The following is a 23,104-nucleotide window of genomic DNA, read 5'->3' as shown; positions in this document are numbered from 1 at the left end:
TTGACAAACCGTCGAATAGGCGTCCACTCTCGGAGAGAGCGCTCTCCCTTCTGGTCATCCGCCCGAGGAGAGACACCATGCCCGCGTTCCGAAGAAGACTCGCGTTAGTCGCCGCCATCGTCTGCGCGGTGGTGGCCACCGGCCTGGCCGTGGTCCTGCCCGCCGCGGCCGAGACCGTGCTGTCCCTGGGCAGGCCCGCCTCGGCGTCCTCATCGGAGGGCGGCGCCAACGTGGCTGGAGCCGCCTTCGATGGAGACCCCGGCACCAGGTGGTCGAGCGCCTGGGCCGACCCCCAGTGGATTCAGGTCGACCTGGGCGCTCCAGCGGTGTTGACCAAGGTCGTGCTGTCGTGGGAGAGCGCCTACGGTCGCGACTACAAGCTCCAGGGCTCCCTCGACGGCAGCACCTGGACCGATCTGAAGACGATCACCGGCGGCGACGGCGGCATCGACACCCACACCGTCAACGGCACCGCCCGCTACGTCCGGATGTACGGCACCGCCCGCGGCAACGGCTACGGCTACTCCCTCTGGGAGTTCCAGGTGTACGGCGCCGGCGGCAGCGAGTCCACACCCCGACCCAAGCCCACCTTCACCGACGAGGTCACCCACCACGAGTTCCAGGCCAACTGCTCGCTCACCGCCGACCGGCCCGACGACCCGATCGTCTACCCCGGGCTGCCCGGCGCGTCCCATATGCACACCTTTGTCGGCAACACCACCACCAACGCCCACAGCACCTCCTCGTCGCTGCTGGCCGGCGGCACCTCGTGCACCAACCACCACGACAAGTCCGCGTACTGGTTCCCCAGCTTCTACGTGGGCAACCAGCTCATCGAACCCACCGGCAACCAGGTGATCTACTACAAGTCCGGCATCCTGGAGTACTGGCGGGTGCAGCCCTTCCCGCAAGGGCTGCGCTTCGTCGTCGGCAGCCCGGCCTCCACTCAGGAGGAGTTCCGCAACCACCCGGGCGCCGTCGAGGGCTTCGAGTGCGGAGACCTGTCCAAGAGCTGGGACATCCCCGCCTACTGCGCGCCCGGCAGCCAGGTCAACGTGCGCTTCCAGGCGCCGAGCTGCTGGGACGGGGTCAACCTCGACAGTCCCAACCACAAGAGCCACATGGCCTACCCGGTCGGCGGCTACTGTCCCTCGAGCCACCCGGTCGCGGTGCCGATGCTGGAGTTCAAAATCGCCTTTCCGGCGAGCGGGGACCTGTCGCAGGCGCGCCTGGCCAGTGGTCGTGGTTATTCCTGGCACTACGACTTCTTCAACGCCTGGGACGACCCGCGCATCCTCGACGCGCTGGTCACCCACTGCATCAACGGCGGGCTGCAGTGCAACGCGCGCGGTTACGACCTCTACAAGCCGCACCGGGGCGCGGCCTTGACCGAGGACTACGAGCTGCCTTGATGATCTCCGAAGGCCGCCGGCCGCCGTCGTAACAGTCTTATACAGGTAGGAGAGCGCTCTCCGTTGCGCGTGTTATAAAAAGCTGGTGAAACAAGCGGGATCTCCGACTCTGGAGGACGTGGCGCGAGTGGCCGGGGTCTCCCGTGCCACCGTCTCCCGGGTGATCAACGGCATTCGCAACGTCGATCCCGCCATCCAGGCGACGGTGCGCCAGGCCATCGCCACCACGGGCTACGTGCCCAACCGCGCCGCCCGATCGCTGGTCACCAGGCGCACCGACACGGTTGCCCTGGTGTTGTCCGGCGTGGGCGACGACTCCTCGCCCAGCCCGATCCTCACCGATCCGTTCTTCGGCCGCGTTGTCAGCGGCATCGTCAGTTTCCTGCGTCCGCGCGGCATCCACCCGGTGCTGATGTTCGCCGAGACCGCCGACAGCCAAGCGCAGGTCCTTTCCTACCTGCGCCAAGGTGACGCCGACGGGGCGTTGCTGGTCTCCACGCACTCCGCCGACCCCCTGCCGGCACAACTGGTTGAGACGGGTGTGCCGACGGTGCTGTTCGCCCGCCCGGCCCGCCCGCTCCCGATCAGCTACGTGGACGTCGACCACCGGGCGGGCGCCGCGCTGGCCGCCGACCGCCTCGTCGCTCTGGGCCGCCGCCGCATCGCCACCGTCTGCGGCCCCCTCGACGTGCCCGCCGCTCGGGCACGCCTGGCCGGGTTCCAGGATGCGATGGCTCGCCACGGGCACGCCTTCGTCCCCTACGCCGAGGGTGGCTTCACCTATGACAGTGGCGAGCAGGCCATGGAGCGCCTGCTCGCCGTACAGCCCGATCTGGACGGCGTGTTCGTCGCCAACGACCTGATGGCTCAGGGCGCGCTGCACACACTGCGCCACCACGACCGCCGCGTGCCCGACGACGTGGCCGTGATCGGCTTCGACGACAGCAGCGCCGCCACCGCCTGCCGCCCGCTGCTCACGACGATCCGGCACCCGGTCGAGGACATGGCCGCCGAAATGGGGCGTCTCCTGCTTGAACACATCGAAGAGCCGGGGCGCGCGGCAACCTCCGTCATCTTCGAGCCTGCCCTGATCCTGCGCGCCTCCGCCTGACCAACGTCCCCGGTCCTCCGGAACGGTGGGTCGAGAGGATCAGCCGCCGGCCCTTTCCAGCCCGGCGAGGTCGGCAGTGTGGTCGCGCTCCAACGCGGCCGCCAGTTCGCGTACCTCGGGCGCGCTACCCGAGCTCTGCTCGCCCTTGGCCACCAGCACGAGCTGGTCCAGATACGCCCGGAACAACGCGACGAACCGCCGGTCGAAGGCGTCGTCCCGCAGGCCGGTAAGCGTACGGAGGTCGTCGGCCGTGGGCATGCCCGGCATGTCGTGCTGGACGTGCGGGTTCTCGCCGGTGACGCGCGCCCGGGCGAGCAGGGCGCGCAGCCGGGCACGTTCGTTCTCGTGCTTTCTGCCGAGCCGGGCGGCCAGGTCTGCGAGCGTGCGGCTGCCGGAGCGCCCGCGAACGAGCCCGAGCAGCGGCAGCGCGCGGGTGTGCAAGGCGTCGGCGAGTTGCAGCCAGGCCACGTCGGTGGCGTTGAACTCCTTCTTGGGCTGCTCCGGAGCCGGGGAGCAGCCGAGCAGCAGGACGGACAGCAGCAGGAACACGAAGACCCGTACCACCGGCGTCCCCCCTGATCGGGCCCGGGCGGACCGGAAGGCCCGCCCGGGCAGCGGATGCCTCACCTACGACGGGCGCCCGTCGGCGCCGCACTTGACGATCGGACGGATGCAGTCACGCACCCGGCGCTCCATCTCCGCGGTCGGCCAGGCGTTGAAGAAGTCGCCGTGCATCGTGAACCCGCCTCCCGACGCCAGCCGGAAGTGCGACGGGTCGCCGCTCACCGGGTAGCGGATCACCTGCCGCAGCTTCGGCACGGGCACGGGATGCGTGCTGGGACAGGCTCCGGCCACCGGATAGGCCATGTGGCTCTTGTGGTCGGCCGAGTCCAGGTCACGCCCGTTCCAGCACTGCGGGAAGTCCAGGTACGACTCCAGCATCGTCCCCGACGGGCAGTTCACGAAGTCCTTGGACGGAGGCACCTCCCCGGCGTGCAGGCACGACCACCGGGCGATCGACGAGCCGTCCGGGCCGGTCGCCTTGGCGTTGCCCGCCACGATCCGCAGCCCCAGCGGCGTCGCCTGGGTCGTGGCGATGATGTCGTCACGCACCCCTTCGCCCAGGTAGTAGAAGGTGACGATGGCCGGCTCGACCGCAGCGCCGTCCCGGTAGAGGGTCGGCACCCAGTACGAGGACTTGTCGACGGCCGGGTTGCAGTTCGTGGCGCCGTTCTGCAGGTCGGACAGCTGTGTGTAGGCGTTCGTGACGCGACTGCCGAAGAAGCTGTGCATGTGCGAGGCGCCGGGCAGCCCCGGGAAGACGATCGGGTCGTCCGGCAGCCGGTGGCTGAACGGGCAGTCCGCGAGGAACTCCGCCACCCGGATGACCCTGGCGTCCGCTGGGCGGGGCGCGATGACAACCATGCCGATCAGCAGGGATAACAGCGCGAGCAGTGTCGTTTTCCTGTTTGTCATTGGTAGACCCTCACGTAGTCGACGAGCATGCGGGAGGGGAACGGGGTGGCGGCGTCGGGCGGTCCCGGCCAGTCACCGCCGATCGCCAGGTTGAGGATGAGGTAGAACGGGTGGTCGAAGATCCACGGGCCGCGCGTCTGCTCCACCTGGTCCTTGCTCAGCGTGAACACCGTCCTGCCGTCGAGCGTGTACACGATGCCCTTGCTGTCCCAGTTCGCGACCCAGACGTGGAAGTCGTCGGAGAAGTCCGCGCCGTTCGGCAGGGTGTACGGCGAGCCGATGCCTCCGCCGCCGTTGTAAGCGGGCGCGTGCACGGTCGAGTAGGACGTCTTGACGTCCTTGCCGAGGATCTCCATGATGTCGACCTCGCCGTTGTACGGCCACGGCCGCCCGGTCAGGAAGTCGGCCCCCATCATCCAGAACGCCGGCCAGAACCCGTTGCCCTTGGGCACCTTGATCCTGGCCTCGACCCGGCCGTACGTGAAGTGGAACTTCGTGCCGGTGTTCATCCTGGCCGAGGTGTACTGGCAGGTGCCGCTGCCGGTCAGCGGGTCCGTCGGGCAGGTCGTGCCCGGCGTGGCCTGCTTGCGCGCCTCCATGACCAGGTGTCCCTGGCCGTCCATGGAGGCGTTGTCGTGGTTGGTGTAGTACTCCAGCTCGTTGTTCGGCCCGGTGCCCGGGTCCGCGCGCCACTTGGCGGCGTCGGGCTTGCTGCCGGCCGAGCCGTTGAACTCGTCGCTCCACACCAGGGCCGGCGGGTTGGCCGGATCCTTCGGCGGGGCGGGCGGATCGACGGGGTTGCCGCCAGTGCCGTACACCTGGAACTCCCACAGGCTGTAGCCGTAGGCGCCGGCCCGCTTCGTGCCGTACATCCGGACGTACCGGCCCGAACCGCTGACGTTCAGCGTCTGCTTGAAGCCGGTGGCGGTGGTGGTGCTGTAAATGGTCGTCCAGGTGTTCGCGTCGGGCGACACCTGGATCTGGTACGACGTGGCGTAGGCCGGGTCCCACTGCAGGACGACCCTGCTGAGCTGCGCCGTCGCTCCCAAGTCCACGTAGATCCAGCCGGGGTCGACCCAGCCGGTGGTGGAGCTGGTGGCCCACCTGCTGGCGGGGTCGAGGTCGAACGCCCTGGCGGGGGTGCACTCCCAGCAGTTGCCGTCGCTCTGGTAGCTGGAGGCCACGCCGGGCTTGTTGTACGACAGCAGCCTCTCGCCGCCGCCCGAGCCGCCTCCGGTCCCGTAGACCTTGAACTCCCAGAGGCTGTAACCGTACTGGGTGGCGCGCTGGGTGCCGTAGACGCGGACGTACCGGCCGCTGCCCGACACGTTCAGCGTCTGGTCGCCGCCGGTGCCGGTGGTCGTGGAGTGGACGGTGGTCCAGGACGTGCCGTCGGCCGACACCTGCACCTGGAAGGCGGTGGCGTACGCGGCCTCCCAGCTCAGCTGCACCTGGCTGATGGACGCGGTGGCGCCGAGGTCGACCTGGATCCACTGGGGGTCGGAGAAGGCGCTGGACCAGCGGGTGCCGGAGTCGCCGTCGACGGCCGCCGAGGCGGGGAAGGCCACGTTCTCGGTGGAGGATGCGGTGGTGGTCTTGCCCTGGGACAGGAGCGGGTCCGCGGCTGCGGTCGCGGGCAGGACCGCCGTCAGCGACAGCGTGATCATGAGGGCGACGAGTGTCCCGAGGCGTCGCAGACTTGCGCTGAGGGGTGGGCTCACGAAGTCTCCGTCAAAAGTGGAGGAAGTGATTCAGAGAGCGCTCTCTCAGATGAGCGTGCGCGCGCCTTTCACTGCTGTCAAGGTCTCTGTTGATATCCGCGAAACCCAATTGTCATCCGATAGAGAGCGCTCTCCTGACTCGGGGCCGGTCGGTGTCCGAGGTCAGCCGGATGCCGCGAACTGGCCGGCCCAGTACGCGGTGCGGTCCAGATAGGCGGTCTGCGCCGAGGCGCCGGTGCGTCCATAGGCTCCCTCGTAGCTCTGGTAGCCCGTCCGCACGACCGCCGGCTCGATCACGCTGCCCTCGTGCCATTCGTTGAAGGACGTGATGGACACCCATGTGGGCTTGGTCTGCAGGGCGTTGGACCACTCCTTGTCGTAGGCGGCGCCGTTGTCCCGGGAGAGGGTGGGCGTGGTGTTGCCCGGCACCGCGCGATCGTCGAGGTAGCCGGGGCCCACGGACGGGGCCCATACGAGCCCGTGCTGGCGTGCGTAGTCGGCGGCCTGCTGCCAGCCGGGCGCGGTGGCGCCGGCGATCGCGTCGTAGGTGTACATGCCGTTGAAGTTCGCGATCTTCGTGGTGTCGGTGGTCTGGGCCAGGATGACGTTGCTCTGGTTGACCTGGCTCAGGGCGGACCAGTCGGTGATGCGCAGGCTCTCGAAGACGTAGAAGGCGTTGCGGAAGGCCGGATGCGACCCGTAGGTCTGGTTGATGTAGCGGATGTCGTCCACGGTGGAGGCGGCGGTCCGGCCGGAGTACGGCTCCAGGTGCCAGGCCACCTTGAGCCCTTCCTTCGCCGCCGCGTCCATGACCCCTCTGGCGAGGTTGTCCTCGTAGCTGCCGCGACCCCACCAACTCAGCACCAGCACCCCGGCGCCCGCCTGTTTGATCCACTTCATGTGCTGGGCCACCGTGCCGGCGAAGTCGCCGGAGTCGTACGCGCCCAGTGCGGGGTAGAAGTCCGCGCCGATGTCGTCGGGCGGGGTGTGCCCGCCCTGCGGCCAGTGCCGCCAGCCGCCGTTGACCTGTGGCGAGCCGTACCAGGGGTAGTAGAAGACGTGCACCTTGTCCGACGGCGCCGGGCCGGCGGTTGAGCTCTCCACGGTGAGGGTGTCGATGTCGAACAGGTAACCGCCGCCGCCGGTGAAGACCAGGAAGAGCGGTCCGCCGGCGGCGCCGGTCAGCGTGGTGGTGACGTCCTGGAAGTTCTCCCAGCCGCCGGTGGACGGTACGGACACCGAGCCGAGCAGGGTGCCGGTGGCCGAGCCCGAACGGACCTGGATCGTACCGCCCGACCCCCCGGAGGAGATGCGGGCGCTGAACCGGTTGGCGCCCGCGGTGCTGACCTGGGCGTAGCCCGCCCAATCTCCGTTCTCGACGTAGCCGAGCGTCTGGCCGCCGCTGGCCGGCGTGTGGGCCGCGACCTGCACACCCGAGCCGGAGGTGTAGGACTCGCCCTCGACGGTGACGGCGCCGGTCAACTCCTTGATCCGGATGTTGCGGAAGGCGGCCTGGTCTGCGGCGCTGTGGTTCTGGATGCCGACGTAGCCCTGGCGCAGCGAGCGCCGCGGGTCGGTGTTGGTGAAGTCGTTGATCTTCACGCCGTTCAGGAAGACCTGCAAGCGCTCGCCCTCCACCAGCAGCTCGTAGGTGTTCCACTCGCCGGGCGGGTTCAGCGCCGCGTCGCGGGCGGCCTGGTCGGCGGCCTTGAAGCCGTAGATCGCCCCGGTCGTGCGGTCCTGGGTGTCGGTGGCGTCGATCTGCACCTCATACCCGTTGTCGACGGCTGACTGCGGATCGGAGGAGGCCGGGAAGCCGACGAAGACCCCGGAGTTGCTGTCGCCGGTCAGCTTCCAGTCCAGCTTCAGCGAGTAGGAGCCAAGCTCCTTGGCGCTGTACCACAGCAGGCCCATCCCGCCCTGCGAGCTCAGGGTGGCGTCGGCGTTGGCGAAGCTGCCCGGGCCCGCCTGTGACCAGCCGCTCATGGAGCCGTTGTACAGCGTGGTGTAGCCGGTCTCCGGCCGGCAGTCCGCCTTGGCGACCCCGGCCGCGTACCTGATGCCGCCGAGGAGCTCGTTACGGAAGGCGGGATCGGCGTACGACTCGATGGTGTGGCCGAGGCCGGTGTAGAACGCGCGCCCCTGGCCTTGCGGGTGGCACCACGTGATGGGGTGGTCGCCCATGTCGCCGCCGGTGTAGCTGCTTTCGTCGAGGCTCTGCAGCACGCGTACCGAAGGGCGGGGGTTGGTGCGGTAGTTGTACCACTCGTCGGTCCGCGTCCAGGTCGGGCCGAGGTGGGCGGTCGCGGGGTGCGCGCGGTTCTCGGTGCGCACGGTGGCCTGCTGGATGGCGGGGTGGCCCTTGAACCAGGCGCCGGCCAGCTTCTCGTAGTACGGCCAGTCGTATTCGGTGTCGGCGGCGGCGTGGACGCCCAGGTAACCGCCGCCCGAGTCGACGTAGGACTGGAAGGCCGCCTGCTGGGTGTCGTTGAGCACGTCGCCCGTGGTGTTGAGGAAGACGACGGCCTTGTAGCCGGCCAGGTTGGCGCCGGTGAAGGCGCCGCCGTCCTCGGTGGCGGTCACGGTGAAGTTGTTCGCCGCGCCGAGCTCGCGGATGGCCTGGATGCCGGCCGGGATCGAGTCGTGCCGGAACCCGGCGGTCTTGGAGAAGACCAGCACCTGGTAGGCCGGGTCCGCGGGGGCGGCGGTCAGGCTCGCCGCCACGAGCACGAGGCTCAGGAGTTTGTGGAGCATCGCCTTCCCCTACCTGGTGATCGTCAAGGTGTCGATGTCGAAGAGGTAACCGCCGCCGCCGGTGAAGACCAGGAAGAGCGGTCCGCCGGCGGAGCCGGTCAGCGTGGTCGAGACGTTCTGGAAGGTCTCCCACCCGCCGGTGGACGGTACGGAGACCGAGCCGAGCAGGGTGCCGGTGGCCGAGCCCGAACGCACCTGGATCGTGCCGCCCGCCCCGGCCGACGACACGCGGGCGGAGAAGGTCTTGGCGCCTGCCGTGTCGACGTTCGAGTAGCCCGCCCAGTCGCCGTTCTCGATGAAGCCGAGCGTCTGGCCGCCGCTGGCCGGCGTGTGGGTCGCGACCTGCACCCCCGAGCCGGAGGTGTAGGACTCGCCCTCGACGGTGGTGCTCGGCGCCGATCCGGTGGTGAAGGTGAAGGCGTCCACGTCGAACAGGTTGCCCTGTCCCGACACGCCCTTGAAGACCAGGAACAGCTTCGTCGTGCCGCCGGGGGCGTTGCTCAGCGCGGCGGAGACGTCGGTGAAGGTGTCCCAGCCTCCGGTGTTGGAGACGGTGAGCGTGCCGAGCAGAGTGCCGGTCGATGAGCCGGATCGCACCTCGATCGTGCCGCCGGGGCCGCCGGAGGAGACCCGGGCGGTCAGCCTGGTGGCTCCGGCCAGCACGTAGGGCTCGAAGGAGATCCAGTCGCCGTTGTCGGTGAAGCCGACCGTCGCTGCGCCCTCGGCCCCGCCGTGATTGGCCACCTGGATGCCCTGCTGGGCGCCGAAGTGCTCGGCCTGGCGGTGCGCCGGCTGCAGCGTGCGCACGCTGTGGCCGGTCAGCCCGCCCTTGTCGGTGTACTCGGCGTCGAAGACGGCGTAGAGGTTGGCCGCCGCGTCGTGCTCGCCGTCGGCCGGGATGGTGATCGATCCCTCGCAGCCGTTCTTGGAGGTGATCGCGTGGGTGTGGTTGTCGTGTCCCAGCAGGTACGTCACCTTGACGCCGGCGCAGTCCACCGTGCCGTCCTCGGGATCGGTGACGGTGACCTTGAAGGGCACGGCCTGACCGTAGGAGAAGAGCTGGCCGTCGGCCGGGGTGGTCAGCGTCACGGTGGGCGCGGTGTTGCCGACCGTGATCACCAGGCTGGCGGTCCCGGTCAGGCCCTGCGGGTCACGTACGGTCAGAGTCGGCCGGAAGGTGCCGTTGGCGCTGTAGGTGTGCGCCGGGTTCGCCTGCGTGGAGGTGGCGCCGTCGCCGAAGTCCCACGAGTAGGTGAGCGCGCCGCCCTCGGGGTCGGAGCTGCCGGCCGAGGAGAAGGCCACGGTCAGCGGCGCCTGGCCGGAGGTCCTGTCGGCCGCGGCCTTGGCGATGGGGTTGCGGTTGGCGCCGCCGAGGTACTCGATCCGGTAGAGCGCCTGGTTGCCGCCGCCCGTGCCGTAGTCCAGCACGTACAGGGCGCCGTCGAGGCCGAACTCCGAGTCGATGATCTGCGTGCCGTCCCACGGGAAGTCCTCGATCACGCCGGGGGTGCCGTCGCCCTTGACCTCGATCGCCTTGATCCACTGGCGGCCGAACTCCATGGCGAAATAGCGGCCGTCGAGCGCCTGCGGGAACTTGACCGACGACGTCGAGCTCGCGTCGTAGCGGTAGACGTCGCCGCCCATGGGCGACTCGGAGCCGCTGCCGAACTCGGGCGGCGAGCCGGCGTCGCCGTACTTGATCCAACTGGGCTTGGCAGCCGGCAGCGTGGCGAGCCCGGTGTTGCGGAAGGAGTCGTTCGCCGGCCCGCCCGCGCAGTTGTACTTGGCTCCGGAGGGACCGCTCGGGAAGGTGTACTCGTTGTAGGTCTCGGCGGTGGTGTTGGTGCCGGTGCAGTACGGCCAGCCGTAGTTGCCCGGCGCGGTGATCCGGTCGAACTCCACCTGGCCGCCCGGGCCCCGGTTGGGGTCGGCGGCACCCGCGTCCGGGCCGTAGTCGCCCAGGTAGATCGTGCCCGTCGGCTTGTCGACCGACATGCGGAAGGGGTTGCGGAAGCCCATGCCGTAGATCTCCGGCCGGGTCCTGGCCGTGCCGGGCGGGAAGAGGTTGCCCGCCGGGATGGTGTAGGTCCCGTCCGCCTGCGGCTTGATGCGCAGCAGCTTGCCGCGCAGGTCGTTGGTGTTGCCCGACGAGCGCTGCGCGTCGAACTGCGGGTTGCGGTCGGTGCGCTCGTCGAGAGGGGCGTACGAGTCGGACTCGAACGGGTTGGTGTCGTCGCCGGTGGTGAGATAGAGGTTTCCTGCGGCGTCGAAGTCGATGTCGCCGCCCACGTGACAGCACTGGCCGCGGTCGTTGGGCACCTCCAGCACGACCTTCTCGCCGGCCAGGTCGAGGGTGTTGTCGGCCTTCAGCGTGAAGCGCGACAGGTTCAGGTGGCCCTTCCAGGGCGCGAAGTCGGCCTCGGTGCCGGTCACGGGGGCGTCCCCGTCCGGGGTGCTCAGTTTGGGCGAGTAGTACAGGTAGACGAAGCGGTTGGTGGCGAAGCCGGGGTCGACGGCGATCCCCTGCAGCCCCTCCTCGTCATGGCTGTAGACATCGAGCTTGCCCGCCACCTTGGTCGCGCCGGAGGCGTCGGTGAGGCGGACCGTGCCGTCTCGGGCGGTGTGGAGCACCGATCTGTCGGGCAGGACCGCGAGCGACATGGGCTCGCCACCCAGCTCGGCCGGCCCGAGGGCCAGCTGGACCTGCTGATAGTCGCCGGGTGGGATGTCCAGCGCCGCCGCGCTGGTGAGCACCAGCGACGCCGCGACGAGGAGCTTGGACCACGCAGACATGGAGGGTTCCTTTCCTGACCGGGGGACGTCAGGGAGGTTGGAGGCGCCTGCTCACATTGCGCTTGACGTTTTGTGAAGACTTATCCCGACATAATGCGGCTGTCAAGAAAGTCAACGTTCAGTGGATGAACGGTGACTCACGACGAAAATCCGCAAGTTCTCAACTGACTTGCGTAATTCTGCTTCATAGCGCAGGTCCGACCGAGGGTTGGCGGCACCATGAAGATTCAGCGACTGAAATGATCATGCCGATGTAATATCTCCGCATGCCGACCCAGCAGCCCCCTGCCAGGCGCGAACGCAAGAAGGCCGAGACCCGGCGCGCCATCGCTGACGCGGCCCTGCGGCTGTTCACCCTGCGCGGGTTCGACGCGGTGACGGTCAACGAGGTCGCCGAGGCGGCGGACGTGTCGGCCAAGACCGTGTTCAACCACTTCCCCGTCAAGGAGCAGCTCTTCTTCGAGCACGAGCCACTGCTGGCGGGCGACCCGGCCGAGATCATGCGGCCGCGCACGCCGGGCGGGCGGGCACCGGTCGCGCTGGGCCGGCTCCTGCGTGCCGTTCCGGTCGGCGACCTGGCGCTCTTCGGCCGGATCTATCGCGGGAGCGAGACCCTGCGCGCCTACGGCCGCGAGCTGTTCGCGGCGCGCGAGCGCGCGCTGGCCGAGGTGCTCGCGGAGGAGACGTCCGGTCTCAGACCGAGGATCCTGGCGGCCTCCGCGCTCGGGCCCCTGCGGCTGGTGTGGGAGTCGATCCTGCTGGAGGCCGCCGAGCGGGTGCCCCCAGGGGAGGCCGTCGCGCGGGGTGCGCGCGCGCTGGAGGAGGCGTACGCCGTGCTGGGCGGCGCGTTCGAGGGCTTCCTGCACCCCCAGGCTCCGGCGCCGCACCACGCTCCGCCGATCCCCGGGGAACAACCGCGCGCGCACCGCGGCGAGCGGCCGAGCATCAGACGGGTCGCCGACCTCGCGGGGGTGAGCGCGACGACCGTGTCCCACACGCTCAACGGCCGCCGTCCCGTGGCCGAGGAGACGCGGCGGCGCGTGCTGCGGGCCATCGAGGAGCTCGGTTACCGGCCCAACGTCCTGGCCCGCGGCCTGCGCACCAGCCGCAGCCAGACGATCGGGCTGATCATCCCCGACATCACCAACCCGTTCTACCCGGCGCTGGCCCGCGGTCTGCAGGACGTGCTCGGCCCGGCGGGCTACGACCAGATCATCAGCAACACCGACGGCGTCCGGCGCACCGAGCAGGCCGCGATCGAGCACATGATCGCCCGCCAGGTCGACGGCCTGGCCTTCGCCGTGTTCCACACCCACGCCGAGGACCTGCTGCCGGCCATCGAGGCCGGCATCCCGGTGGTCCGCCTGGGCGGCAGGCTGGTCCAGCGCGGCGTGGACCTGGTGCACAGCGACGACGAGGGCGGCGCGGCCGAGGCCACCCGCTACCTGCTCGGCTGCGGCTACCGCAGGATCGCCTTCGTGTGCGGCCCGGCCGCCGAGGGGCCGGCCGCCGAGCGCGAGGCCGGCTACCGCGCGGCGCTCACCGACGCCGGCGTGGCACCTGACCAGGCCCTCGTGGCGCACACCCACTTCAGCCGCGCGGGCGGCGCGAAGGGCGTGGCCCGGCTGCTGGAGCTCGCCGAGCCGCCCGACGCCGTCCTGTGCGCGAACGACGTCATGGCGATCGGGGCCCTGGACGTGGCGGCGCAGCGGGGCCTGCGCGTCCCCGAGGACCTGGCCGTGATGGGCTTCGACGACATCGACGCCGCCGGCATGGTCTCGCCCGGCCTGACCACCATGGCCAACCCGGCGCGGGAGATCGGCCAGGCCACGGCCGTGCGGCTGCTCGAACGGCTGCGCGGCACCGTCGACGAGCCGTCGACCGAGCTGGTCGTCCCGGCGCGCCTCGTACGCCGCCGATCCGCCTGAAGCCTGCGGGGGCTGCGGGGGCGAACCCTTGACACCGCATCCGTTACGTGTAAATTTCTATTTCCTGCCGTACGTGACCAGCGGCATCGCCGTCTACTACGCCTGGCGTTATGTGCTGGCGCCCGACGGCGCGATCAACCTGCTGCTCGGCTCACTGGGCCTGGGCGGTCTGCGGCAGCCGCAGGGGTTCCTCGGCAACCCGGACACCGCGCTGCCGACGCTGATCGTCGTCCTGGTGTGGTCCCCCGAGGTCAGTGATGCTGGGTGCCGTGAGGGCTGGCGGAGCGCCTGGATCTTCGATGTCGCCGCCAGGTCCGCGCGGTGCGTCTCCGGGTCTCGGGAGAACCAGTCCACGTCGAGCCGTACGGCCTGGGAGTTCGCCGCCCGGTTCGACAGCCAGGGGTCGGCCGCGAACGAGGACGGCGAGATCCTGCCCATGGTCGATGTGCGCTATGACGTGGGGCTGGACCCGGACAACACAGTCAAGCTGCTCCCCGGTCACCAGCCCGGATACAGCGGATCGGACGAGTTCAGTTGCCGGGACTCAGGAGGCCTCTGCGGCGCGGAAGGTCTTGAGCGCCTCGGGGCCGAAGTAGGAGCCGTAGCTGGTCGTGCTGTTGCGCAGCGCGTGGGTGGAGATCTGATAGCCAGTACCGGTGATCTTGTTGAGGCTCTGGAACCACGGGCCGCCGCTGGAGCCTCCGCCCATGTCGCACGTCAGCGCGTACTTCATGCCGTACGCCGGAGTCGCCGAAGCGCCGCTGCAATACTGCAGCGTCTGTCCGCCGTTGCCGTTGCTCGGGTAGCCGAGCAACAGGTTGGCCGAGCCGACGGCGGTGGAGTTGAACCTGATGCCCTGACCGCCCACGGTCTGCACGGCCGTCTTGCCCTTCACCGGCTTGACGACCAGCATGCCGAAATCGAACGGCGGCTGGTGAGCGCCGTCCTTGTAGTACCCGGACCAGATGAACATGGTCCGCGCCACGAACTTGCCATAGGGTGCCGCGCCGTTCTTGTACGCCGGGACGAAGACCAGATTGGTGCTCCATCGACCCTCGCCATCGATCAACGCGTGCCCGACAGTGACGACGACGTCCCCGTCCGCGCTGCTCACGACATTGCCGGAGGCCACGAAGTCCCCGCCGTTGCCGCCGGTGCCGAACACCTTGCCCGCCGTCTTGGCGATGAGGCCGCCGGACTTCCACGTCCGCTGCTTGGCCACCGAGGTGGCGTACGGCGTGACCCAGCGCATCGTGCCGGCCGAAGGGGTGGGCGCGACGTCCACCTGCTCCTGCGCGACGTACGGTGTCGCGTTCCTGGTCGCGCCGCTCGCCGTGTCGGCGGGGGCGGCAAGCGGCTGGGCGGCGCGCATCCGCTCCGGGGTCCAGTAGTCGCTGCCGGCTGCCAACGTCGTCGGGACATTGTGCGCGAGCGGCCCGTCCGCCGGCTTCGCGTCTGGCGGCTCGGCGATGGCGGCAGGGGCACCCAACCCGAGCATCAAGATGGTCAAGCCGACGATAGGCAAGGTACGCATGGGACCTCCGTGACAAGTGAGACGAAGGAGATTTACCACACTTGTCATGAAAATGGACAATCACCACCAGACATGTAGATCATTATCCTCGGCGTGCGTCGACCGGATCAGAACGTCCGCAGCCATCGGCGGAAGCGGTCGAGGGTGTGACGCGGTCGCAACCGCCGCACGGGCCCTGCGCCCCGGCGGTCTCCTGCTGATCGTCGACCACGGCTCCACCGCGCCCCGGCCGTGGAGCGCGCCCATCTGGCACCGTCCAAGCGCTGAAGCGCCCTCGGAGGTTCAGACGCGGACCACCGCGGTGTGGGCGTGGCCGTGGCTGCCGCCGACTTCCACCTTGACCGCGCGCTTGGACTTGCGCACGCTGCGGTCGCGTTCCTTGACCGATTTCACCCGCCAGGGCAGCGTGATCTTCACCTCGTCGGCCGTCCTGGACGGGTCGGAGACCGCGAGCCGTACGCCCTTGTGGTCGCGGCGGACCAGCAGCGTGCAGGGGCCGTCGGCGGAGAGCGGTCCATCCGCGGTCTCGACGGTCCCCGCGCGCCAGAAGACGGCGGCGAGCAGATCGTCGCGGGCAATGGCCTGCACCGCTCGGGAGTTGGCGAGGATCTCGATCCGCCCGCCGTAAGCCGCGGTCTGCGCGATGGAGGCGTCCGGCAGCACGGCATAGGCGTAGCGCGCCTTGCGCGGATCGACGCCGTGGTCGATGAGGATCGTCGTGTAGTGCCTGGTGACGGGGGTCTCGTCGCCTCCGGTGGTGGCGCCCTTGTCGATGTCCCGCCAGCGGCCGGTGCGCTGCTTGCGGATCACCCTCGCGTCGGCGCCGTCGAGCAGCGCGTAGCCGGCCACACCGGACAGGTGGACCCAGCCGTCGCCCCGGGTCAGCGGCGGATGCGTGTCGTGGGTGTTGCGGTTCTCCACGATGGTCTCGATGCGGCGGCCGTCGGAGGCTGCGATGCCGGTGCCGAGGGCGATCACCGCGTCATCGAGAAGGAACCACGCCTTCTTGGCCCGGAGCGAGGAGCCGTCGGCGATCAGCTTCATGGCCGCCACGCCGTACTCGCCGTCGAGTGCCACGCCGCCCGCCCACGGGGTGGGCGGCAGGCGACGTTTGCCGTACGGGAGATCGGCGCGTCCGCGCGTGTCGACCGTCGTGCCGGGCAGCCGGTACGGGTCGATCGTGGGCCACAGGTCATCGTTCCAGTGGGTGAGGTCTCCGGTGTAGAGGTAGGTCATGCCGTCGCCGGTGTACCAGCCGTGCAGGTTCTCCCGGTTCATGGCCTCGGCCGCGCCGATGCGCTCCGAGCTCATCGCGATCGCGTAGGCCCAGGTGGGACGGCGGTGCACGACCCGGTCCATGTCGGCGAAGACGTACGTGCCCGTCTGGCGCGGGCCGACCGGCACCGACGGGTCCTCCAGCAGGGCCTTGGCCCCCGCGATGCTCGCCAGCGGTGTGAGCGTGCCGGCGGGGACGGCCTGGTTGCGGGCGAGCCAGCCCTTCACCAGCGGCCGCCAGCGCCGGGCATGGCGCTCGGGCGCCGCCTCCAGCAAGGTGAGGATGGCCTCGACCGCCTTCTGCCCCGAGTGGTGGTCACGGTGGCCCTGCACCGAGATCTGCCGGCCGCGTACGCAGTCCATCATCAGCCCGTCGAAGATGAACGGCACGAACGAGCGATCCACGATGTCGTAGACGTTCCCCGTTCCGGTGATCTCCCACGGTGACCGCGCGAGCATGGCGATCAGCTTGGCCACGCTCTCCAGGTAGTCCACGCCGTAGCTGCCGGTGTAGGCGTACACGTCATGCTGGATGAACGACCCGTCACGGTACAAGCCGTCGCCCGGGCCCCTGGTCGGCCGTAACAGGTCGGAGACCGCGTGCCTGGCCCGCTTGATCAGGCGTGCGTCGTGGGTGAGCAATCCGCGCATCGCCACCACCATGGCCTTGCCCGCCCGGTTGGCGCCGGTCTCGACGACGCCGGGGTGGCTGACGCGGCGCTCCGGGTTGGGGCACCAGCGGTGCAAGGGGCGCAGCCAGCGCTCGAGGTGGTCCTGGGGCAGGCCGTCGTACAGCAGGGCGCAGGTGTCGGTCAGCGAGCGGGGGACGCCGATCTCCCACCAGTACCAGTTGCTGCCCCGCCGGTCGAGCCCCTCGTGGTAGGCGTGCTCGTACAGGAAGTCCAGCGCCATGACCGCGGTCTCGGCGACCTGCCCGTCCCGGTGCATGGCGGTGCCCGGCGTGGCCCAGCCCAGCGCCAGGGTGCGCATGCGGTTGTAGGCGCGGTTGAAGTTGCCCGTCCGGGGGTCGTCGAGCGGCAGGTCGGGCCACAGGCTCGGGCGGCCGGGCGCGGGCTTCAACTTGCGCAGCACCGCGTTGGCCGAGCCCTCGATCGCCCGCGTCTTGTCGGTGTAGGCGGCGTCGTACGACCCGCCGGCCAGCAGGCTCACCCACCGTTCACGCGCGGCGTCGAACGCGGCGGTGCCGACCGCCTCGGCCGGTCTGTCCCACAGGGCGAGGCCGGTCACAACCGCGGCGCCCAGCAGGGCGGACCGCCGGCTGAGGGGGTGGGTCATGGCCGCCTTTCCGACAATCGGGCAAATATCATATGAAAAGATCATAGAAGCAGCCCGCGAGTGCTCGGTGGCGCGAGTAGATCAATCAATCGTCGATGATCAGGCCCTTCGCTTCGAGCACGGCGGCGAGATCGCTGACCTCGATGACGCTCTTCCCGGCACGATAGGCGGCGATGTACCCGGCCTCGGCGTCGACGCGTTCCTGCGACTTCCGGACCACGTCGCCCACGTCTTCGCGCCGGACGACCACGACTCCGTCGGCGTCACCCCGCACCACGTCGCCCGGACGGACGATCTCGCCGCCGATCAGTACGGGCTCCGCCATGGGACCGACGGTCTCCTTGACGGTGCCCTTGATGGAGACGCTGAAGGAGAACACCGGGAAGCCGAGTTCGCGCAGTTCGCGGGTGTCGCGGACGCCGGTGTCGGTGATCAGCCCGCCCAGGCCCTTGGCCACGCAGGCGTTGGCCAGGACGTCGCCGAAGGAACCGGCCTCCGCGTATTCGCCGGCGGACACCACGACGACATCCCCGGGCTGAGCGTGCGCGATGGCGACCTGGAGCATGATGTTGTCCCGGGGGGCGCAGCACACGGTGAAGGCGGGTCCGCACAGCGACATGCTGTCGTCGACCGGCTTGATCGTGGAGCTCAGGGCGCCGAGCCGGCCCTGTGCTTCGTGAATGGTGGCGGACGAGTACGCGCTCAGCCGCTCGACCAGCGCCGGATCGGGGCGGTCGAACTTGGTGTTGACACGCAGCATGAGTCTCACTCCAAGATCAGGAAAGGTCGGCGCAGGCGCGGGCGATGCGCTCGCAGCCCTCGGTCAGGACGGAGCTCGACGTCGCGAAGGAGAGGCGGAAGTAGCCGGGCGCTCCGTAGGCGGATCCGTGGATCACGGCCACCTGCCGCGACTCCAGCAGGTGGCGGGCGAACTCCTCGTCCGTATGGATCTCGTCGCCGGCCGGGGTCCGGCGGCCGAGCAGCGAGGCGCATCCGACGAGCACGTAGAAGCCGCCGCTCGGCGCGGTGCAGGTCAAGCCGGGGACACCGGTCAGCATCTTGATCGTCTCGTCCCGCCGGGCCCGATAGACGGCGACGCAGTCGCCGATGAAGCTCTGGTCGCCGGTGAGCGCGGCGGTAGCGGCCGCCTGGCTGATCGACGAGGGGCACGAGGAGATCTGCGACTGCAGCTTGTTGACGGCCCCGACCAGCTCCGCCGGTCCCACGCCGTAGCCGATCCGCCAGCCGGTCATGGCATACGTCTTGGAGACGCCGTTCGTGAGGAACACCTGGTCCGCCAGACGCGGTTCGACGGCGAGTATGGTGCGGGGCGGCTCCGGCCCGTACCAGATCTCGTCGTAGATCTCGTCGGTCAGCACCATGACGTGGGGGTGGGCGAGCAACACGTCGGCGAGTGCGCGGAGTTCGTCCGGGGTGTAGGCGGCGCCCGTGGGGTTGTTGGGGGCGTTGAGGATGACCCAGCGGGTCGAGTCGGTGATCGCGGATTCCAGCCGCTGCGGCGTCAGCTTGAAGCCGTCGGCCTCCGGGCACGGGACCACGACGGGTGTGCCGTCGTTGGCCAGCACCATGTCCGGGTAGGAGACCCAGTACGGTGCCGGGACGATGACCTCGTCGCCCGCGTTCAACGTGGCCGCCAGCGCGAGGAAGATGATCTGCTTCGCCCCGCCGCCCACGGTGATCCGGTCGGCCGGGTAGCTCAGTCCGTGCCGCCGGGTGAGCTTGTCGGCGATGGCCGCCCTGAGCTGCGGGGTTCCGTTGACGGGCGTGTACTTGGTCTCGCCTCGCCCGATCGCCTCGATCGCGGCGGCCTTGACGTGGTCGGGGGTGTCGAAGTCGGGCTCGCCCACCGTGAGGTCGAGGATCTCGTGGCCCTGCGCCTTGAGCTCGCGTACGCGCTGGGCGGCGGCCGTGCTGGGCGATGGTTTGATGCGGTTCACCCGCTGCGCCAGTGCCATGTCAGTCGGCCCGCCTTTCGAAGTTGAGGCCGCCGGGCACCTGGAAGGTCGGCATGATCTCCAGGTGTCCGATGTTCACATGGCGCGGCGAGCCGATGGCGTAGTCGATCGCGTCGGCGATGTCCTCCGGCTTGAGCGACTCGTACCCGTCGTAGTACCGGCGCTGGGCCTCTTCCATGTCGCCGAGCAGCCGGCCGAAGATCTCCGTCTCCACCCGGCCGGGGCAGATCTCGGTGACCCGGATCCGGTGGCCGTACCCGTCGACGCGGAGCTGACGGGACAGGGTGTGCACGGCCGCCTTCGTGGCGTGGTAGATGGTGTTGCCGCCGAAGTTGTAGACGGCGGCGATCGAGCTGATGTTGACGATGTGCCCGAGGTCGCGTTCCACCATTCCCGGCATGATCAGGCGTACGAGATGCAGCACCGCCTGGATGTTGACCGCTACCTGCTCGTCGATGGCGAACTCATCGGCCGTCAGGATGTTCCCCGGGCGGGAGACGCCCGCGTTGTTGACGAGGACGTCGACGTCGATCCCCCGCAGAGTTTCGGCCAGTGCGGCGGTGTCGGTGATGTCGACGGCGTGCGGCGTGCATCCCGTACGCCGGGCCAGGTCGCCGAGCCGCTCGGCGTCGCGGGCCACGGCGTGGACGTCGAGCCCGCGCTTCGCCAGGCGCTCGACGACCACCGCCCCGATTCCGGTCGAGGCGCCGGTCACCAGAGCGGTCTTGTAGTCCGAGAAGGGCATGTGAATCTCTCCGCGTGAGGATGAGTGGTGCGGTGGGGTGCTACGCGTCGCGCAGCGGCTGGTGTGCCCTGTCCTTCACCCGGGACACGGCGATGAGCGTGCCGAGTGCGGTGAGGACCGCGTAGAAGGCGGGCATGCCGGTATTGCCGGTCTTGGCGATGAGGAACGTCATCAGCAGCGGCGCGGTGCCACCGAAGAGCGCGGCGGACACGTTGTACCCCAGCCCGTAGGCGGAGTAGCGCACCCGGGTCGGGAAGAGTTCGACGAGCAGGATGTGGATGACGCCGGTGTGGCCCGCGAAGATGATCGCCATGACGCACGCGCCCAGGATGGCGAGCGGAAGGCTGCCGGTGCCGATGAGCAGATAGCAGGGGATCCCGGCGATCGCCATGGCGATGGCGGCGCCCGCGAGGACCCGCTTGCGCCCGACCCGGTCGGACAGCCGGCCCATGTAGGGGATGGCGACGCAGATGGCCACCAGGCTGGTCGCGGTGACGAGCAGGGCCTGCACCTTGCTGAAGTGGAGCTCGGCGTTCATGAACGTCGGCATGTAGGTGAACAGCACGTAATAGCCGGAGCCGTTCATCAGCGGGATGAACAGCGCGAGCAGCATCGCGCGCCGGTGCTCGGCGGAGGAGAAGGCCTCCTTGAGCGGGTTCTTCGCCAGGCCGCCGCTTTCCTGCAGGCGGGTGAAGTTCGGCGTGTCGCTGATGCGCTTGCGGATGTAGATGCCGGTGAGACCGAGCGGGATGGCCAGCAGGAACGGGATCCGCCAGCCGTACGCCTCCATGCGGTCCGGGCCGAGGCCGCTGGTCAGGGCGGCGGCGATCAGCGTGCCGGTGAGCAGGGAGAGGAAGGAGGCGATCTGGGCGTAGCTGGTGTAGAGGCCGCGCTTGCCCTCGGGTGCGTGCTCGGCGAGGAAGCTCATCGCGCCGGACGCCTCGCCACCGACCGAGAAGCCCTGCATGACGCGCATCAGGATGAGCAGGGCGGGTGCCGCGATGCCGACGGCGGCGTAGGTCGGCAGCAGACCGATGGCCGCCGTCGCGACGCTGATCAGCAGGATGACGAAGACGAGCATCCGCTGCCGGCCGATGCGGTCGCCGAGGTGACCGCAGATGATGCCGCCGAGGGGCCGGAAGAAGAAGGAGACGGCATAGCCGAGGAAGACGAGCTGAATGGCGTTGGCCGAGTCCGGGAAGAAGACGGTGCCCAGAGTGCCGGCCATGAAGCCGAAGATGCCGTTGTCGTAGAGCTCGGCGAAGATCCCGACGCACCCGGCCAGGGTGATCTTACGGGCGGTTCGCGGATCGACGGTGTTGGGTGTCGGTTGTGCGGCCACAGTGGCCATGGCTGTCTCCTTCACTCGCTTACGAGGTGGGGGGTGGAGGGGAGCTGCGGGAGGACGCGGAGTGCGTCGAACACCGTGCGTACGCGAGTGCGCAGGGAGTCTATGTCGGCACGTTGTGACCGGTACGCGGCCACGGCCTCGGCCACCGTCCGGCGCCGGAACCGGACGGACTGGCCGGGGCGGGTCTGCCCCAGCGCGGACAGGCCGGTCGACGTGACGACCGCGAGGACGGGATAGCCGGCGGTGACGCCACGGCCACGGTGCAGGACGAGCAGTTCGTCCCCGGCCGGCACCTCGACCGCGCCGACGGGCACGCCACGGGAGAGCACCTCGCCGGTCGCCGTCCGGCGCGGCACGTCGCCGCGCATCCGCAGGCCGATGTGGTTGCTCTGGGGGGTGACGGTGAACTCCGACCGGAACAGCCGCTCCGCCGAGTCACCGAACTCCGCCAGATCCGGGCCGTCGGTGACGTCGATCGTCCACGATTCGGCGAAGCGCGGTACGGAAGCGTTCAACCGGAACAGCGGAATGTCGGAGAACGGATGCCCGACCGGCGGAAAGGGGGTACGGATGGCGAGCTGATCGCCGTCACGCAGCGTGCGCCCGAACCCGAGGATCGTGTCGGGAGCGCAGCTCCCCAGCAGGAACGGCGACTCCACCGAGCCGTGCAGGGCGAGGTAGACGCGGAGACCGTGCTTGATGCGCGTGACGCGGATCGTCTCGCCCGCCCGGACCACGACCGGTTCCCACCGGGGGCGCGGAACGTCATCGACGGTGAGGTCGGCGGGGGCGCCGGTCACGGCGATGAGCACATCGGCCGAGGGTGTGCAGGCGAAGCCCAATGCCGTGATCTCCAGCAGGGGCGCGCCTTCGTCGTTGCCGGTCAGGACGTTGGCGACGCGGGCGGAATACTGGTCGAGAGCGCCGTTGACCGGTAGGCCGTAGCGGGAGCGGCCGAGCCGCCCGAGGTCCTGCACCACCGAGAGACCGGCGCGGTGGACGGTGAGAGTGTCAGCCACGGGCCACCGCCTCAGCCGTGAGCATCGCGCCGTCGTGGTCGGGCCACTCTTCGGGAGTGATCGGGACGAACCGGAAGGTGTCACCCGGCCGGTACGGAGTCAGCGGCTCGGAGTCGAGGTCGAGGACGCGCAGCGGGGTCCGTCCCAGAAGCGGCCACCCGCCCGGTGAACGCATGGGGCAGATCACGGCCTGCCTGCCCGCCACGGCGATCGACCCGGGCGGGACGCTGGTCCGCGGAGAGGCCAGCCTCGGGACCGGTTTCGGGAACGCGGGGCCGTCCATCATCGGGGCTCCCACCGGTGCGCCGAGGCAGCGCACCATCAGATCCCGGGCGGTGTGCAGGTCGACGACCTCCTGCTCGGCCAGCCCCAGTTGCTCCGCCACCACGGGCAGGTCGGGGCCGTACTCACCGCCGTACACCACCGGGACCGTGAACCGCCTGGGCGCGGGCGCCGGGGCCGGGTTCGCGGCGAGCCGTCCGGCCGCGCCCCGCAGGGCGCGGTGAATCGTGTCGTGATCCGTGGCGGAGCAGTCGAACTCGACGAGCAACGAGTCGTAGGTGGGGACGATGCCGTGCACCCCGTCGAGCCGGATCGCCTCGATCGCGTCGGCCAGAGCGTGCACCATCTGCCAGGCACGGTCGCCGCCGCCGGTGGCCTTGACCACGACGGCCGAGTCGCCGCAGTCCGCGATGTGGATGCCGTGGTCCATC

17 protein-coding genes are annotated in these 23,104 nt (G+C 69.7%); 3 read left to right on the top strand and 14 right to left on the bottom strand.

The genetic code is table 11. The features are described from left to right. Nucleotides 1-77: 77 nt before the first annotated feature. Nucleotides 78-1,412, top strand: coding sequence for a DUF1996 domain-containing protein (locus KLK06_RS37530; protein ID WP_214640389.1), 1,335 nt, complete (start codon nucleotides 78-80; stop codon nucleotides 1,410-1,412). 85 nt (nucleotides 1,413-1,497) lie between these two features. Continuing rightward, the gene (locus tag KLK06_RS37525) at nucleotides 1,498-2,523 is read left to right on the top strand and encodes a LacI family DNA-binding transcriptional regulator (protein ID WP_214640388.1); all 1,026 of its coding nucleotides are present in this window, start codon (nucleotides 1,498-1,500) and stop codon (nucleotides 2,521-2,523) included. Nucleotides 2,524-2,562: 39 nt separating this feature from the next. Here KLK06_RS37525 and KLK06_RS37520 read toward each other — a convergent pair whose 3' ends face one another. The 5 genes from KLK06_RS37520 to KLK06_RS37500 form a co-directional block, all read right to left on the bottom strand. Beyond that, on the bottom strand, nucleotides 2,563-3,087 hold the full coding sequence (locus KLK06_RS37520) for a DUF305 domain-containing protein (RefSeq protein ID WP_214640387.1): 525 nt from the start codon (nucleotides 3,085-3,087) through the stop codon (nucleotides 2,563-2,565). A gap of 63 nt (nucleotides 3,088-3,150) precedes the next feature. After that, a complete protein-coding gene (locus tag KLK06_RS37515; RefSeq protein WP_214640386.1) occupies nucleotides 3,151-3,999 on the bottom strand; it encodes a DUF1996 domain-containing protein in 849 nt (282 codons plus the stop codon). Next, the gene (locus KLK06_RS37510; RefSeq protein WP_308168621.1) at nucleotides 3,996-5,720 is read right to left on the bottom strand and encodes a discoidin domain-containing protein; all 1,725 of its coding nucleotides are present in this window, start codon (nucleotides 5,718-5,720) and stop codon (nucleotides 3,996-3,998) included. The genes KLK06_RS37515 and KLK06_RS37510 overlap by 4 nt, the downstream gene beginning before the upstream one ends. Before the next feature lie 162 nt (nucleotides 5,721-5,882). Then, on the bottom strand, nucleotides 5,883-8,474 hold the full coding sequence (locus KLK06_RS37505; protein WP_214640385.1) for a ThuA domain-containing protein: 2,592 nt from the start codon (nucleotides 8,472-8,474) through the stop codon (nucleotides 5,883-5,885). Between the two features lie 9 nt (nucleotides 8,475-8,483). Next, nucleotides 8,484-11,267 (bottom strand): carbohydrate-binding protein, encoded by a 2,784-nt coding sequence (locus KLK06_RS37500; RefSeq protein WP_214640384.1) that lies wholly within the window; start codon nucleotides 11,265-11,267, stop codon nucleotides 8,484-8,486. A gap of 266 nt (nucleotides 11,268-11,533) precedes the next feature. Between KLK06_RS37500 and KLK06_RS37495 the strand changes: the two genes are divergently transcribed. Next, nucleotides 11,534-13,195 (top strand): substrate-binding domain-containing protein, encoded by a 1,662-nt coding sequence (locus tag KLK06_RS37495; protein WP_214640383.1) that lies wholly within the window; start codon nucleotides 11,534-11,536, stop codon nucleotides 13,193-13,195. A 108-nt stretch (nucleotides 13,196-13,303) separates the two neighbouring features. Here KLK06_RS37495 and KLK06_RS37490 read toward each other — a convergent pair whose 3' ends face one another. The 9 genes from KLK06_RS37490 to KLK06_RS37450 all read right to left on the bottom strand — a co-directional run bounded on the left by KLK06_RS37490 (nucleotide 13,304) and on the right by KLK06_RS37450 (nucleotide 23,103). Then, a complete protein-coding gene (locus KLK06_RS37490) occupies nucleotides 13,304-13,633 on the bottom strand; it encodes a hypothetical protein (protein WP_214640382.1) in 330 nt (109 codons plus the stop codon). A 106-nt stretch (nucleotides 13,634-13,739) separates the two neighbouring features. After that, on the bottom strand, nucleotides 13,740-14,729 hold the full coding sequence (locus KLK06_RS37485) for a serine protease (protein ID WP_214640381.1): 990 nt from the start codon (nucleotides 14,727-14,729) through the stop codon (nucleotides 13,740-13,742). Nucleotides 14,730-15,011: 282 nt separating this feature from the next. Next, nucleotides 15,012-17,300 (bottom strand): polysaccharide lyase 8 family protein, encoded by a 2,289-nt coding sequence (locus tag KLK06_RS37480; RefSeq protein ID WP_214640380.1) that lies wholly within the window; start codon nucleotides 17,298-17,300, stop codon nucleotides 15,012-15,014. Nucleotides 17,301-17,385: 85 nt separating this feature from the next. Next, entirely contained in the window at nucleotides 17,386-18,060 is a 675-nt protein-coding gene (locus KLK06_RS37475) for a 4-carboxy-4-hydroxy-2-oxoadipate aldolase/oxaloacetate decarboxylase (protein ID WP_214640379.1), read from the bottom strand. A gap of 16 nt (nucleotides 18,061-18,076) precedes the next feature. Next, complete coding sequence (locus tag KLK06_RS37470; protein WP_214640378.1) at nucleotides 18,077-19,276, bottom strand: aspartate transaminase; 1,200 nt, start codon at nucleotides 19,274-19,276, stop codon at nucleotides 18,077-18,079. A gap of 1 nt (nucleotide 19,277) precedes the next feature. After that, on the bottom strand, nucleotides 19,278-20,021 hold the full coding sequence (locus KLK06_RS37465; protein WP_214640377.1) for an SDR family oxidoreductase: 744 nt from the start codon (nucleotides 20,019-20,021) through the stop codon (nucleotides 19,278-19,280). A 40-nt stretch (nucleotides 20,022-20,061) separates the two neighbouring features. Continuing rightward, nucleotides 20,062-21,372 (bottom strand): MFS transporter, encoded by a 1,311-nt coding sequence (locus KLK06_RS37460; RefSeq protein WP_214640376.1) that lies wholly within the window; start codon nucleotides 21,370-21,372, stop codon nucleotides 20,062-20,064. An 11-nt stretch (nucleotides 21,373-21,383) separates the two neighbouring features. Continuing rightward, complete coding sequence (locus tag KLK06_RS37455) at nucleotides 21,384-22,391, bottom strand: biotin-dependent carboxyltransferase family protein (RefSeq protein WP_214640375.1); 1,008 nt, start codon at nucleotides 22,389-22,391, stop codon at nucleotides 21,384-21,386. Beyond that, nucleotides 22,384-23,103 (bottom strand): allophanate hydrolase subunit 1, encoded by a 720-nt coding sequence (locus KLK06_RS37450; RefSeq protein WP_214640374.1) that lies wholly within the window; start codon nucleotides 23,101-23,103, stop codon nucleotides 22,384-22,386. The genes KLK06_RS37455 and KLK06_RS37450 overlap by 8 nt, the downstream gene beginning before the upstream one ends. Nucleotide 23,104: the final 1 nt, after the last annotated feature.

Source organism: Nonomuraea sp. NEAU-A123, assembly GCF_018603905.1.
GTDB lineage: Bacteria > Actinomycetota > Actinomycetes > Streptosporangiales > Streptosporangiaceae > Nonomuraea.
Note: the sequence above shows the minus strand (reverse complement) of the source record. Positions and strands in the feature narration are given on the sequence as shown.

Bases quoted from the DNA above. Each gene is read 5' to 3' on its own strand.
- KLK06_RS37530 (WP_214640389.1), top strand. From the start codon at position 78: ATGCCCGCGTTCCGAAGAAGACTCGCGTTAGTCGCCGCCATCGTCTGC.
- KLK06_RS37515 (WP_214640386.1), bottom strand. From the start codon at position 3,999: ATGACAAACAGGAAAACGACACTGCTCGCGCTGTTATCCCTGCTGATC.
- KLK06_RS37505 (WP_214640385.1), bottom strand. From the start codon at position 8,474: ATGCTCCACAAACTCCTGAGCCTCGTGCTCGTGGCGGCGAGCCTGACC.
- KLK06_RS37500 (WP_214640384.1), bottom strand. From the start codon at position 11,267: ATGTCTGCGTGGTCCAAGCTCCTCGTCGCGGCGTCGCTGGTGCTCACC.
- KLK06_RS37495 (WP_214640383.1), top strand. From the start codon at position 11,534: ATGCCGACCCAGCAGCCCCCTGCCAGGCGCGAACGCAAGAAGGCCGAG.
- KLK06_RS37490 (WP_214640382.1), bottom strand. From the start codon at position 13,633: ATGGGCAGGATCTCGCCGTCCTCGTTCGCGGCCGACCCCTGGCTGTCG.
- KLK06_RS37485 (WP_214640381.1), bottom strand. From the start codon at position 14,729: ATGCGTACCTTGCCTATCGTCGGCTTGACCATCTTGATGCTCGGGTTG.
- KLK06_RS37480 (WP_214640380.1), bottom strand. From the start codon at position 17,300: ATGACCCACCCCCTCAGCCGGCGGTCCGCCCTGCTGGGCGCCGCGGTT.
- KLK06_RS37475 (WP_214640379.1), bottom strand. From the start codon at position 18,060: ATGCTGCGTGTCAACACCAAGTTCGACCGCCCCGATCCGGCGCTGGTC.
- KLK06_RS37470 (WP_214640378.1), bottom strand. From the start codon at position 19,276: ATGGCACTGGCGCAGCGGGTGAACCGCATCAAACCATCGCCCAGCACG.
- KLK06_RS37465 (WP_214640377.1), bottom strand. From the start codon at position 20,021: ATGCCCTTCTCGGACTACAAGACCGCTCTGGTGACCGGCGCCTCGACC.
- KLK06_RS37460 (WP_214640376.1), bottom strand. From the start codon at position 21,372: ATGGCCACTGTGGCCGCACAACCGACACCCAACACCGTCGATCCGCGA.
- KLK06_RS37450 (WP_214640374.1), bottom strand. From the start codon at position 23,103: ATGGACCACGGCATCCACATCGCGGACTGCGGCGACTCGGCCGTCGTG.